The organism is Pseudomonas sp. 2725 (assembly GCF_050434585.1).
In the GTDB taxonomy this organism is placed as follows: domain Bacteria; phylum Pseudomonadota; class Gammaproteobacteria; order Pseudomonadales; family Pseudomonadaceae; genus Aquipseudomonas; species Aquipseudomonas jessenii.
The window spans coordinates 316,427-328,684 of sequence record NZ_JBNDIV010000002.1 but is presented as its reverse complement, the minus strand read 5'-3'; the positions used below and the strand labels follow the sequence as shown (position 1 = coordinate 328,684).

Below are 12,258 nucleotides of genomic sequence, written 5' to 3'. Positions count from 1 at the left end.
CCAGTAGGACACCAATGCTCTGCGCCCGGTGCCGCTGCCGGCGCAAGGCACGATCTTCTCCAACCCAAATGACAAGTTGGACCCTAACGTGTTCCTCGGTGAGCCTGGCTTCGACGGTTTTGATCGTGAGCAGTACTCCTTCGGCTACGTGTTCGACCATCGCTTCAACGATCTTTGGTCGATATCTCAGAACCTGCGTTACAGCCACGCCGGCACTGCTGAGAAATTCAGCCTGCCGATGTTTGATGTCTCGTTCTTGGACGATCATCGCACGATGGATCGTCGGGCGTGGGACGACCGTAACCATATTAGTGTGTTCAGCGTCGACAACCAGTTGCAGGGCAAGCTGTCCAGCGGGCCGCTTCAGCATAGTCTGCTGCTGAGTGTGGACTACTGGTATGCCAGTAACGACTGGCAGTTTAATTCCTCCGAAATCAAGTCCATCGATGGGTTCGCGCCGCACTACGGTACGCCGATTGGTCCGTACACGTTTCATCGACCAGGAGCAGCGGGAGCGGTAAACGGCCAGCCGAAGCGTCAGTGATCATTGAGTTGCCCCTGGCTGGGCAAGTGATCACGGTGAAATGGCCAGCCTCAGACCCCGAGGGCTGCGCGCAATTTATCCGGGCTATCGCTCAATGATCCGCATTGATGCGATCTGGCTGGCCACTGAGCCGATGGACATGCGCGCGGGTACCGAAACCGCATTAGCCCGGGTGATCGCGGTGTTTGGGGCGGCAAAGCCGCACTGCGCTTATCTGTTCGCCAATCGCCGGGCTAACCGAATGAAAGTGCTGGTGCACGACGGCGTGGGCGTCTGGCTTGCAGCGCGACGACTGAATCAAGGCAAGTTCCACTGGCCCGGCATTCGCCATGGCTGCGAGGTCGCACTCGACAGCGAACAACTCCAGGCCTTGGTGCTGGGCCTACGCTGGCTCAGTGGGTGGGCCAAACTGGCGTACAGCTACAACCGCTGGTGGATGCACTGCGCGAAGCGGTGCTAGCCCAGCGAGTCGTGCATGCCGATGAAACGCCGGTGCAGATGCTGGCGCCCGGCGAGAAGAAAACGCACCGAGCTTATGTCTGGGCCTATTGCACGACGCCGTTCTCGGCACTGAAGGCCGTTGTCTACGACTTCAGCCCCAGCCGTGCTGGCGAACATGCACGGAATTTCCTCGGTACGTGGAACGGCAAGCTGGTCTGTGATGACTTCTCGGGTTACAAGGCCAGCTTCGAGCTGGGCATCACCGAAATCGGCTGCATGGCGCATGCCCGCCGTAAGTTCTTCGATCTGCATGTGGCGAACAAAAGCCAGTTGGCCGAGCAAGCACTGCACTCAATCGGCGGGCTGTACCAAGTTGAACGGCAGGCCAAGGACATGAGCGATAAAGAACGATGGCGATTACGCCAGGAAATAGCGGTGCCCATTGCACAGAAGTTTCATGAGTGGATGCTGGCTCAGCGCGACCTCGTGCCCGAGGGCTCGGCCACGGCCAAGGCTCTGGATTACAGCTTGAAACGCTGGGTAGCGCTGACGCGCTACCTGAATGATGGTGCCGTGCCCATCCACAACAACCCGGTGGAGAACACGATCAGGCCATGGGCGCTTGGGCGCTCCAACTGGTTGTTCGCCGGGTCTCTGCGCAGTGGCAAACGAGCGGCAGCGATCATGAGTTTAATCCAGTCGGCACGCATGAACGGGCATGATCCGTACGCGTATCTCAAGGATGTGCTGACGCGATTGCCGACGCAGAAAGCCGGTGAGATTGAGCATCTACTGCCGCATCAGTGGATAGCTGGCTGATCTGAGCAAGGCATATTCCCTGTACGCGTATGATAGATGGGCATAACCCCTAGATTTTCCATATCCTCCCCTGTCGTTGGCTAGATTTTCTTAACCGAGCCAAGATTTTCTTAAAATATGGGCCGAGTACTCAGAAAATATTAACCGAAATGGCCGCACAGCCACTATTTGGTAACCGTCTGGCCAATACTTGACGACTTGGGCTATGAACGGCTTGGGATAAGAGCTTCGTTGGCGCACGAAAATCCTGGCGATAGGGGCGATCGCGTCGCTTAAAATTACGCGGACACCATCGCCCTTAATGCTGGATTTCGGTAGGTGTGTTCGCCGTCCGGTTACGTAGAGGATGACTCCTCAACAGGTGAGTCTACGAGTGGTTAAGCCCCATCTCATGAATGCCGGTTACGGTGACAGCTAGCCATGGAGGATTCCATCGACCTCGCTTTGGGCGGCTAGGATCACTCGAACTTTATCAGCGGAAATCAAATCTCGGGGGCGCTTACCTCCCAGCATTCCATTTGGCGAAGAAAACCAGAACGCTACTAACCAACTACTTTTGGTAGGAGAGAGGATAGAGAGGACCTCTTTCAATGCAGGATGTGGACTGAGGCCTGATCGTGTGGAGAACGCATATCGGGGAAACAGATTGCTGCCTTCGTGTTCGATCGAAAAAATTCGATTATCTCCCTCCCACTCAATCAAGGCCGGAGTAAGCGTATCAATCCGAATACTGAAAAGCTCTGCAAGACGGTTAACAGGCAGGAAGTCACCGCATCCTAAAATCTCGTTCTTTGCTTGGGTGAGCATTTTCTGCTCCCTATCGCGAATATTGCCCAGCAGCTCTTTTTTGTCCATGACGCCACCTCGATTCGGCTTTCACCATCCTACTCCGCCTACAGGTAAGCGTAACGGCGTATGTGATTAATCTTAGTGGTTTCAGGTTTTCCGATATGCAGACAGTACGACACCGGCGCCGGTCGTACTGAAGTGGCTGGCTACCCAACGTTGTGTCTAAGTCGATTTTGCACGGTTTGCTGCCTTGGCCACTGCCGCAACAGCTTGAGTCTCAAGCTCCGCAGACTCTCAGTACCCTTTGGGTCGAACATTCAAATTGATTACAGCGAGCAACCAACGATTCTGGCTGCTCGTGCGAGCCTCCTCGAACGTGTACTGGGCTGCCCATTCGTAAGCGTCCGACCAACACACCTTCAGAATCCTCCAATCATGGCAAGCGTTTGATTAAAGCGCTGTGGTTTGCAATCCGCGCTGAGAAAACTCAATAGTTTGTGGCTTTGGAGCGCCTCAGACCTCGTAGCTATTCAGTAGGTCGGAAACGCTCGTTCGGCTACTGCACTTGCGCTGAAGAGGTTGCCAGATTTGCCCGGGCCCACTTCTCAGCGGTCGTGACCTGAATCGACTGCTGCGCGTTGAAGGTGCCTGCCTTAGGCCAGGCCACACCTCTGCCCTGAGCGAACACAGCGCGGTACTTCTTGATGTGATGCGTTGAGTCTTTCTCCAATTCTTGGAGCAAGTACGGAACAGTCCATACGTTACGTTTGAACGGGCGGCCCAGTACACGTTCGAGGAGGCTCGCAACCTCTCCGTACGTCACAGTGTCTCCCGAGAGGTACACAATCTGATTGCGGAAGCGAGGTTCGAAGAAAACGATTTCCGCTGTCAACGCACCAATGTCGTCTGGAGTCGTTAGCGTCACGCTGGTCTCAAGACTGCCCAGCGCGTTCACGGTATCGTTTTCGAAGTCAACCACCTCGAATACAGGCTCGAACAGGAAACTGGTAAACATACCCGTCGAGATGATTACCCATTCAGTTTTATCCTGGGCTCGAAGCAATTCGCGAACATCAAGCTGAGCATCGAACAGATCCTGAGGACTACCCCGACCGATTACCTCGAAGTCGACACCAAACTGCCACGGGAAGTAGCGCTTCACACCGGACTTCAGAGCAGCGGTAGCCAGTTTCATCGGGGTTTCCCGGCCTGCAACCATGCCTGCACAGCCGATTACGGTATCGAAACGTGCGAATACTTCAGCCAACTGATCGATTGAGTCATTCACGAGGTCTGCGGCTACCATTTGGATGCCGAGCCCCCGAAGCTCATCGATTTCGACCTTTTTCTCGGGCACCTCAGTGTTGATGGTCGAATCCCTGAGCAGCACGCTGATTGTTGAACCGGGCGCGCGCTTTGCTACTCGCGCAAGATTGCGCAAAACCGGTAGCCCAAGCTCACCGGCGCCTAGAACGAGAATGGATTGGGGGGAAAACTGGGTCACTTCGGTCATGATTTCTCCTGAGACCTGTTGCCTGTAAGATGAACAAATGCTTGCACGATTTGGCAACGCTCGTAAGAAGGCACACCTGTGATACCAGAGAAAGAAATGACCGATCAGGAGGCTCTCAGCCAGGCAGAGACAATCTGCCGAACGCTTCGAGAAGACGATGATGGCGTCAGGCGGGAAGTGCTTGCTCACGCAGGCAGCCGCTGGTCGTTGGGTATCCTGCATGCCCTGGGGGTGTACGGCACGATGCGTCATGCCGAAATAAAAAGGCAGATGACCGGGGTGACTCAGCGGATGTTGACCAAGACACTACGCTCTATGGAGAGGGATGGCCTAGTGGTTCGGCGGGAGTTCGGTGAAATCCCGCCACGTGTCGAGTATGAGCTGACGCCGCTTGGTATGGGACTGTTGATCCGCATGTCCCCTATCTGGACTTGGGTTGTCGAGAACGTTGAGGATTTCCGCAAGGCGCGGCGTATTTTCGACAGTCAGGATGACAAAAAACCCGCTTGGCAAATACCTACATCGACACCATTAGGCTCAGAAGCGTCTGACTGAATGTAGCTCACAGCGTATTAGGAGCCCTGTGCCCATTGATGCGATAGTAATTGGTCAATCGCACTGGCCCACTGTGTCGGCAACCGCGTCAGTACATCCTTGAGATACGCGAACGGATCATGCCCGTTCATGCGTGCCGATTGAATCAAACTCGTAATTGCCGCCGCTCGTTTACCGCTACGCAGTGATCCGGCGAAGAGCCAATTCGAACGGCCAAGGGCCCAAGGCCGGATCGTATTTTCGACCCGGTTGTTGTCGATGGGCACAGCACCATCATCGAGGTAGCGCGTCAGCGCTGCCCAGCGTTTCAGGCTGTAATCCAGAGCCTTGGCCGTGGCCGAGCCCTCGGGCACAAGTTCGCGCTGAGCCAGCATCCACTCATGCAACTTCTCCGCGATAGGCATCGCCATTTCTTGGCGTAATCGCCAGCGATCCTCATCGCTCATCTCTTTGGCCTTCCGTTCAACCTCGTATAGGCCTCCGATTGAGTGCAGCGCCTGTTCGGCCAGTTGGCTTTTGTTCGCCACATGCAGGTCGAAGAACTTGCGGCGAGCATGGGCCATGCAGCCGATTTCGGTGATGCCCCGTTCGAAGCCGGCCTTGTAGCCCGCGAAGTCATCGCAGACCAGCTTGCCATTCCACGAGCCCAAGAAGTTACGCGTGTGTTCGCCAGCACGGCTCCGGCTGAAGTCGTAGACCACCGCCTTCAGTGCTGAGAATGGTGTCGTGCAGTAGGCCCAGACATACGCTCGGTGCGTTTTCTTTTCACCCGGTGCCAGCATCTGGACGGGGTTTAATCGGCATGGACGACTCGCTGGGCCAGTACTGCCTCGCGCAGTGCATCCACGAGCGGTTGCAGCTGTACGCCGGTTTGGCCCACCCATTGCGCCAGGGTGGATTTAGGGATGGCCAGGCCGGCACGGCAAAAGATCTTTTCCTGCCGGTACAGCGGAAGATGGTCAGCGAACTTGGCCACCATTACGTGGGCCAACAAGCCGGCGGTGGGGATGCCCTTGTCAATCACCTGTGCCGGTACCGGCGCCTGGGTCAGGGTTTCGCACTGGCGACAAACCCACTTCCCACGCACATGTTGCTCAACGGTGAACACGCCCGGCGTGTAATCCAGCTTCTCGCTGACGTCTTCGCCAATGCGCTGAAGTTGGCAGCCACAATCGCACTGAGTGCTTTCCGGCTCATGACGGATTACGGTACGTGGGAACTGCGTAGGCAACGGAGCACGCTTAGGCTGCTGACGGGGTTTGTCCGGTGCCAGGGCGGGACGAAGTGCTTTCAACTTGGCGTCGATGGCTTCGAGGTCGGTGTTGAGCAAGTCATCCAGCAAGCTGCCTTGCGCCGGGCTTATTTGCTCGCTGCGCTTGGCAAGCTTGTGGCGTTTGAGGATCGCGATTTCGTGAGAAAGCTGCTCGATGATCCTCTCGTCACGATGGATCTTTCGGCCCATGGTGTCGACTTCCGACAACAACTGCGCAGCGAGGGCGCGCAGTTGTTCAGGCGTCATCTGGTCGAAATTGGGCGCGGAAGTCATGCCGTGGATTTTACCAAAGCAGCCCACCTGCCACAGCTGAAAGGCAAGGCTAAATCAGTGTAATTGCGCCGTTAGAACCAACCCGCTGCCATGGCAGACCGAGCACCAGCGATTGTAGTTGTTCGGCATCGAGTTCGACTTCCAGACCGCGATGAGTGCCAGCCCAATGGAATTTCCCCTGGTTCAATCTTCGTGCTGCAAGCCAGATGCCCACGCCATCGTGCACCAGCACTTTAATCCGGTTGGCGCGTCGGTTGAGCATCTTTTACGTGTGTCCACATTCCATGAAATGTGGACACACGAGTTTTTGTACAAAAGAGTACGTCAAGGAAAGAGTTCTATCACACAGAAAAATCATTGCCCTGGATATTTCTGTGACCCACTCCAATTCGATTGTAGGTGCATGTCGAGGGGGCAAGTCCGGCACAAGAACATTTGAGGAACCCTTAGGTATGACGAGTACTTTCAGAGGCACCGCAAAACCCAATTATCGCCTTGGTTTCGAGATACTCCTCAAGGCCGTATACACCATACTCTCGACCATTGCCGGAACGTTTGTAACCGCCGAAGGGAGCCATTGGATCCCATGCGGGATGGTTCACATGCACTTGCCCTGCGCGTATACGTGAGGCGACCGCGCGCGCAAGATCAAGGTTCTGAGACTGAACGTGAGCGCCTAGCCCATATACGGTGTCGTTCGCAATGGCGACAGCTTCGTCGACAGTTTCATAAGGAATGATGCAAAGCACTGGACCGAAAATTTCTTCCTGCGCGATCCGCATTGCTGAATCAACCTCAGAGAACACAGTTGGTCGCGCGTAAAAGCCTTTTTCGTAACCCTGCACACGACCTAGTCCACCGCAGACCAGTTTTGCGCCTTCTTTGAGGCCTGCCTCAATCATTGTTTGTACACGATTGAACTGGGCCTCGTTGGCGATGGGACCAAGCACCGTATCCTCCGAGCGCGGATCACCGACGATAATCGCATTGGCGGTTGCAGCAGCCAACGCTTCAACCTGCGCCAGTTTGTCCTTGGGTACGATCATTCTTGTCGGGGCGCTGCACGACTGTCCGACGTTGCGAAACGCCGACATCACCCCTAGAGGCACGGCTTTGGCAAAGTCGGCGTCGGGAAGCAGAATATTCGGAGACTTGCCTCCCAATTCCTGTGTGACTCGCTTGACTGTATGCGCGGCCGCCTGCGCCACCAGCGCGCCCGCGCGGTTTGATCCGGTGATCGAAATCATATCGATGTCAGGATGTGCAGCCATCGCTGCGCCGACCTCGTGGCCACTTCCATTCACGAGATTGAAAACTCCAGGGGGAAGGCCGGCGTCGTGGACCAATTGTGCAAACAGAAGAGCGCTCAGAGGCGAAAGTTCGCTTGGTTTGAGGACCACGGTGCATCCGGCCGCGATGGCCGGGGCGACCTTCGCAGTGATTTGATAAAGCGGCCAGTTCCATGGAGTGATGAGACCGCAGACGCCTATCGGCTCGCGCTCGATCGCGGTTCCACCTTGAACTGTCTGGAAGCGATATGTGGACAGCAGATCGCGGGCTACCCGAACGTGCTCTGCTGCGAGAGGCACCTGCATCGCCCGAGCGGAGTTAATCGAAGCGCCCATTTCAAGCGATAAGGTCTGCGCTAGCACTTCTTTTCGCTCTAGCATGAGCTCATGGATCTTTCCAAGAACAAGCGCACGGGACTGAGCGGAGGTCGTAGACCAGCCGGCAAACGCTGCCCGCGCCGCTGCCACCGCTCGGTCAACGTCTGCAGAGGTACCCTGGGCGATTTCGGCGACAATTTCCTCGGTGGCCGGATTGATTACCGGCAGCGTGGCCGCATTACTTGGAGCCGACCAGCCTCCATTGATGTAAAGCTGTCGCGACGTTTGCGGATTATTCGAAAATTGGGTTGTCATCCAACGGGCTCCCATAGAGCTGTAACGGCAATGCCAGCAGCAGAATCGTGATGCAGTGTCTGTGATCAGGCTAATAAACCGACCCTGATGAGTTGTGCCGTTCTTGAGGTTGGTTAAGGAGAGTTTGCGTGTATGGCTAATCAACTTCACGTAAAGGGATCAGGGATCAGTGCTTATTCGCCGGTTCTTCCATCGTGTGCGATAAAACCTCGGTAGCCTGGCGCGCGGGCTCGTCGATGGATGACTTGTCGTCGTTTTCCATTGACTTGCGGAACCCCTTTATCGTGTCACCGATATCCGAGCCCAAACCCTTCAGTCGTTTGGTGCCGAACAGCATGATCACGATCAACAGAATGATCAGGAACTTCCAGATACTAATGCCGCCTATTCCCATGATGTGCGCTCCGAAGTGAGTGGTCATCCCTGGCGAAACGTTATTCATCAAGCGCGCTCGCGTGCTCGGCCCAATACGAATGGCGCCTGCAGATTGATGGTTTGCAGGCACCAATTACTTTTTTAGCGTTTATTTAACGGCGTAGAGCTTGCGAACGTAGACCGTGCTCTTCCAGGCGCAAGGCACGCCTTTGGGCACGAATACTGTATCGCCGGGGTTGACTGTCAGTTCACTTCCGTCCGCCGCCTGAAGGGTGACGCGGCCTTCGATCAAGTGCATCAGCTCATGCAGTTTATGCGGTCGCCCCCGGCGCGTGTAGGGCGTTGAGTCCCAGACACCAATGTTCAGTTTGGTTGGTTCTTCAATGAACATATTGTTCGAGCGGCATTGTGGCGCAGGGCTGAGCAGAATCGCGGCGTCCAGCCCCTGGGAAGGCGACAGCGCGGCGAGCGGGTTGAGTTCAGTGAGTCCGGGGCTGCGTTCATCGATGCTCTGGATATCGGCGCAGAATGCCCAACAGGAGTTCGCGTGTGCTTCGACCTGAAGCTGTGAACCACGGCCGATCACGGCGCCGGCACCTGGGCCCAGTTCCAGGGTGCTGCCCAGGCTCTGCAGGATGACTCGTCCGGAATGGACCACTATCATTTCGGAGTAAGGATATTCATCGATGCTGAATTGTCCGCCGGCTTCGACCAGGCCGGCTGCGATTTCCCCCGGACTTGCATAGGCCGTTTTTCGTTGCGCGCCGAAAGGATCCCCCGCACCCAAAGGTCCACGAGTAAATGTTGTCGAGACAGGGTTGCCGTCGGCGCGTGCCAGCAGCACTGTGGTGGGTTCTGACATCAGGGTTCTCCATGTAGAGGTAGGTCAAGAAGCAGGATGTGTGCGTTCGTGGTCAGCCAATCGCTTGGGTTACCAGGGCGAATTGACTAACGCCGTCGGCAGACTGAGGAGGGGTTCCGCGGGCCATTTGCGCAACTTTGTCGACCTGTTTCAAACCCGCTGTTTCGAGCCAGTCGGACAAGCCGCAATCGGCCGGTATATCAATGCGTACGAACGTATCCGGCACTTGCGCCAGCAAGACGCCGATCAGGTGTTTGGCCTGATCGGCCGTCTGCGCGATGACCGGGCCAACACAATAACCGCGGCCGAAGGAGCGCAGGATCGCGAAGGCGCACAGCTGTCCGTCGCGCTCGATACCGACGGCGTGCTCGGTGACATCGAGCAATACGTTGAGTACGGCTTCCCGGTCCAGTCCGCTGCCGGCGTTGGCCAGTTCGAGTTGGCGCGCCCGATCGGACACGGTCAAAGGGCGAGAACGTTCGTTCACTGGCAGGGCAGGGGTATCGCTGGCTTGTGCCTGGCCCTGATGTTGTTGGATAAGACCGAACTCGACAAATCCCTGGCTGATGTACAGCGGGGCACCGGCCAATGTGGCGTTGAGAATGGCGGTGCGTGGCGTGCACGCCTCGAGCGCTAGCTCCATCAGTTTGCGACCAATGCCTTGGCCCTGGTAATCGTCGCTGACGATGACCAGGCCGATGGTGGCATACGCCCCCTGGGGACACGTGAATGCGGTACCGATCAAGTGCTCGCCGTCTTCGACGACGAAGCCTTCAGCGATGCGCTGCAACATGGCCCAATCTTCCAGGCGGTGCGGCCATTTCAATCGGACCGACAAGGCGTGGGCCGCAGGCACATCGGCACTGGTCATTGGGCGGTAGCGAAGCGAGACGGACATGGCAGATCTCCGTTAAGGGGCTTGTCGGTGGGAATTTTCACCGACGATAAGGCTTGTATCCCACTTGCGATGGGGCCTGACAAGGGGGCGGAGTCAATTCGGCAGATTCACCAAGCGACCGCTCCAAGAGCCCAATTTTTGACTTAAACGGGGCTCGCTATCGGCAATAAATACTTGCCTGTTTTTTCCGGATAAAGGCAACGAAAGAGTCTTCGGCAAGTTCGCCCAGAATGAAAAAAAAGGCGCCGAAAGGGCGCCTCAAGGCTAAGGGGACGTGGAGAAAGCCTTTAAGAAAACCGACCGGCCCGAAGTGGGAAAAGCCGACCGGGGAGTACCGTTACAGGAGGCTTAGTGGATACTCGATGATCAGGCGCACTTCGTCCACGTCGCTCTCATACGAGCTTGCGCGGTGGGTGGCCTGCCGCACGCGGAAGGACAGATCCTTGGCCGAGCCCGACTGGACCACGTATTTGGCTTCAATGTTGCGCTCCCATTCCTTCTCATCGTCAGCACCGGCACGGTAATAGGCCCCCGACGGATCGGCCTTGGTGAAATCGATCTGGTCGCCCTTGATGTAGCGGGTCATAAACGTCAGGCCCGGCACGCCGAAGCTGGCCATGTCAATGTCATAGCGAATCTGGACGGACCGTTCGTTCGGGCTGTTGAAATCTGAGTACTGCACAGAGTTGGCCAACCAGATGGAATCGACACCGATATAGTCGAAGGTCTCGTTACCATCAATCTTCTGATAGGCCAGGCTGACTTTGTGCGGACCGTAGGTGTAAGCGGCCTTGGCGGACCAGCTGGTGGTGTCGATCTTGCCGGCGCGAGCCTCACCTTCGTCGTTTGTCTTGTAGGCAAGCAAGCCGAAGTTCAATGATTGCTTTTCGGCCAGCGGGATGGTGTAGGAAGCGCTGCCGAAGTACTGGCGCCAGACCTCTTCGGCACGACTGGTGTACGCCATCAGGCGGAGGTTGTCGCTGACCTTATAGGAGCCGCCGAGGAAGTCGACGCTGTCGGCTTCGACACCTGCGTAGCTGGTGGTCAGCTTGTCATCGGAATTGGTCGAGTTTCTACCGTTATATGCGGTGAAATGACCGGCTTCGAGGAAAAGATCGTCGAACTCTTTGCTCGACAGCTGGAAGCCGGTGGCTACTTCCGGTAGCAAGCGGTTGTCCCCCATGGCGAAAACCGGTGCGGTCGGCCGCTGTTCGCCGAACTTCAACACCGTGGAGGAAACACGTACCTTCACTGCTCCACCAATCTCACCGTATGAGTCCGGCACATTAGCGTCGGAGGTTTTATTGTTGCTGATGGGCAGCAGCCCGTTGCCGACCCGGCCCCGACCGGTATCCAATTTGACCCCGCCGTAAGCGAAGGCATCAGTACCGAAGCCGATAGTGCCTTGAGTGAAGCCTGAGGCGAAGTTCAGCATGGCGCCCTGTGCCCACTCTTCACGGTAGCCGTTGCGATCGCTGGCTGGCTTGGCGCCGTTGCTGCCTTGGCTGTTACTGCCGCCGTTGCGAAAGTCGCGGTTCATGTAGAAGTTACGGTTGAGCAGATTCAGGCTGCTGTCTTCGATAAAACCTTTGGCTTCCTCCTGCTGGCTGGCGATGGCCAGTTGCGAGGCCGTGGCGGTGACCGCCAGGAAAAGACAGCTGTGTTTCACGACGTTCATGGGGTGCTCCATCGAATTTTTTATTAGTTGTCGTTGTCCCAGCAGCGGACAACGCTTTTGCGCCAGACCGGTGAATACCCCAGGGCAAATGCGAGGGTGTGCATCGTCGTCGACAATGCCTCATTGCGTCAGCGAACCGCACCCAATGCCCTGGCGGCGATGGCTGTATCGCAGCTGCTACGAGGCCTGACAAGAGGCCAAAATCAATTCGGTAGATTGCATAAAAAATGAGGAACCAGACCGCATCTACGGCTCAAATCGGGACCAAAGTCGGCAGCAAATATCGACTGAATTTTTACGGTCGCACCCATGACAA

11 protein-coding genes and 3 pseudogenes are annotated in these 12,258 nt (G+C 56.4%); 5 read left to right on the top strand and 9 right to left on the bottom strand.

What is annotated here, in order from left to right; translation table 11 throughout:
* Window positions 1-28 precede the first annotated feature (28 nt).
* The 3 genes and pseudogenes from ABIE16_RS05820 to tnpC (ABIE16_RS05810) all read left to right on the top strand — a co-directional run.
* Window positions 29-544, top strand: a complete 516-nt coding sequence (locus tag ABIE16_RS05820; RefSeq protein WP_429520704.1) for a TonB-dependent receptor domain-containing protein — start codon at window positions 29-31, stop codon at window positions 542-544.
* A gap of 40 nt (window positions 545-584) precedes the next feature.
* Entirely contained in the window at window positions 585-1,004 is a 420-nt protein-coding gene (tnpB, locus tag ABIE16_RS05815) for an IS66 family insertion sequence element accessory protein TnpB (RefSeq protein ID WP_429520703.1), read from the top strand.
* Window positions 929-1,804, top strand: a pseudogene (gene tnpC / locus ABIE16_RS05810) (IS66 family transposase); the annotation flags it as partial. The gene tnpB (ABIE16_RS05815) and the pseudogene tnpC (ABIE16_RS05810), both read left to right, overlap by 76 nt.
* A gap of 414 nt (window positions 1,805-2,218) precedes the next feature.
* Here tnpC (ABIE16_RS05810) and ABIE16_RS05805 read toward each other — a convergent pair.
* Window positions 2,219-2,659 (bottom strand): hypothetical protein, encoded by a 441-nt coding sequence (locus ABIE16_RS05805; protein WP_429520702.1) that lies wholly within the window; start codon window positions 2,657-2,659, stop codon window positions 2,219-2,221.
* A 161-nt stretch (window positions 2,660-2,820) separates the two neighbouring features.
* Between ABIE16_RS05805 and ABIE16_RS05800 the strand changes: the two are divergent.
* Window positions 2,821-2,954 (top strand): annotated as a pseudogene (locus ABIE16_RS05800) (ATP-dependent helicase C-terminal domain-containing protein); the annotation flags it as partial.
* Window positions 2,955-3,149: 195 nt separating this feature from the next.
* Here the strand turns inward: ABIE16_RS05800 and ABIE16_RS05795 are convergent.
* The gene (locus ABIE16_RS05795; protein WP_429520701.1) at window positions 3,150-4,106 is read right to left on the bottom strand and encodes an aromatic alcohol reductase; all 957 of its coding nucleotides are present in this window, start codon (window positions 4,104-4,106) and stop codon (window positions 3,150-3,152) included.
* Between the two features lie 96 nt (window positions 4,107-4,202).
* Between ABIE16_RS05795 and ABIE16_RS05790 the strand changes: the two genes are divergently transcribed.
* Window positions 4,203-4,661 (top strand): winged helix-turn-helix transcriptional regulator, encoded by a 459-nt coding sequence (locus ABIE16_RS05790; protein WP_068937647.1) that lies wholly within the window; start codon window positions 4,203-4,205, stop codon window positions 4,659-4,661.
* Window positions 4,662-4,678: 17 nt separating this feature from the next.
* On the opposite strand, the pseudogene tnpC (ABIE16_RS05785) reads toward ABIE16_RS05790, so the two are convergent.
* From tnpC (ABIE16_RS05785) to ABIE16_RS05755, 7 genes and pseudogenes are all read right to left on the bottom strand, one after another.
* A pseudogene (tnpC, locus tag ABIE16_RS05785) lies at window positions 4,679-6,207 on the bottom strand (IS66 family transposase).
* 49 nt (window positions 6,208-6,256) lie between these two features.
* Window positions 6,257-6,469 (bottom strand): IS66 family insertion sequence element accessory protein TnpB, encoded by a 213-nt coding sequence (gene tnpB, locus ABIE16_RS05780; protein WP_429520700.1) that lies wholly within the window; start codon window positions 6,467-6,469, stop codon window positions 6,257-6,259.
* A 184-nt stretch (window positions 6,470-6,653) separates the two neighbouring features.
* Window positions 6,654-8,129 carry an aldehyde dehydrogenase family protein gene (locus ABIE16_RS05775; protein WP_429520699.1) on the bottom strand — a complete coding sequence of 492 codons (1,476 nt, stop codon included), beginning with the start codon at window positions 8,127-8,129 and terminating at the stop codon, window positions 6,654-6,656.
* A gap of 166 nt (window positions 8,130-8,295) precedes the next feature.
* Window positions 8,296-8,523, bottom strand: a complete 228-nt coding sequence (gene tatA, locus ABIE16_RS05770) for a twin-arginine translocase TatA/TatE family subunit (RefSeq protein WP_349733813.1) — start codon at window positions 8,521-8,523, stop codon at window positions 8,296-8,298.
* A 129-nt stretch (window positions 8,524-8,652) separates the two neighbouring features.
* The gene (locus tag ABIE16_RS05765; RefSeq protein ID WP_349733505.1) at window positions 8,653-9,366 is read right to left on the bottom strand and encodes a cupin domain-containing protein; all 714 of its coding nucleotides are present in this window, start codon (window positions 9,364-9,366) and stop codon (window positions 8,653-8,655) included.
* A 52-nt stretch (window positions 9,367-9,418) separates the two neighbouring features.
* Entirely contained in the window at window positions 9,419-10,264 is an 846-nt protein-coding gene (locus ABIE16_RS05760) for a GNAT family N-acetyltransferase (RefSeq protein ID WP_349733503.1), read from the bottom strand.
* 337 nt (window positions 10,265-10,601) lie between these two features.
* Entirely contained in the window at window positions 10,602-11,942 is a 1,341-nt protein-coding gene (locus tag ABIE16_RS05755; protein WP_349733501.1) for an OprD family porin, read from the bottom strand.
* Window positions 11,943-12,258 lie beyond the last annotated feature (316 nt).

Coding starts and splice junctions, on each gene's coding strand:
- tnpB (WP_429520703.1), top strand. CDS start 585: ATGGCCAGCCTCAGACCCCGAGGGCTGCGCGCAATTTATCCGGGCTAT.
- ABIE16_RS05775 (WP_429520699.1), bottom strand. CDS start 8,129: ATGACAACCCAATTTTCGAATAATCCGCAAACGTCGCGACAGCTTTAC.
- tatA (WP_349733813.1), bottom strand. CDS start 8,523: ATGGGAATAGGCGGCATTAGTATCTGGAAGTTCCTGATCATTCTGTTG.
- ABIE16_RS05805 (WP_429520702.1), bottom strand. CDS start 2,659: ATGGACAAAAAAGAGCTGCTGGGCAATATTCGCGATAGGGAGCAGAAA.
- ABIE16_RS05760 (WP_349733503.1), bottom strand. CDS start 10,264: ATGTCCGTCTCGCTTCGCTACCGCCCAATGACCAGTGCCGATGTGCCT.
- ABIE16_RS05790 (WP_068937647.1), top strand. CDS start 4,203: ATGACCGATCAGGAGGCTCTCAGCCAGGCAGAGACAATCTGCCGAACG.
- ABIE16_RS05765 (WP_349733505.1), bottom strand. CDS start 9,366: ATGTCAGAACCCACCACAGTGCTGCTGGCACGCGCCGACGGCAACCCT.
- ABIE16_RS05755 (WP_349733501.1), bottom strand. CDS start 11,942: ATGAACGTCGTGAAACACAGCTGTCTTTTCCTGGCGGTCACCGCCACG.
- ABIE16_RS05795 (WP_429520701.1), bottom strand. CDS start 4,106: ATGACCGAAGTGACCCAGTTTTCCCCCCAATCCATTCTCGTTCTAGGC.
- tnpB (WP_429520700.1), bottom strand. CDS start 6,469: ATGCTCAACCGACGCGCCAACCGGATTAAAGTGCTGGTGCACGATGGC.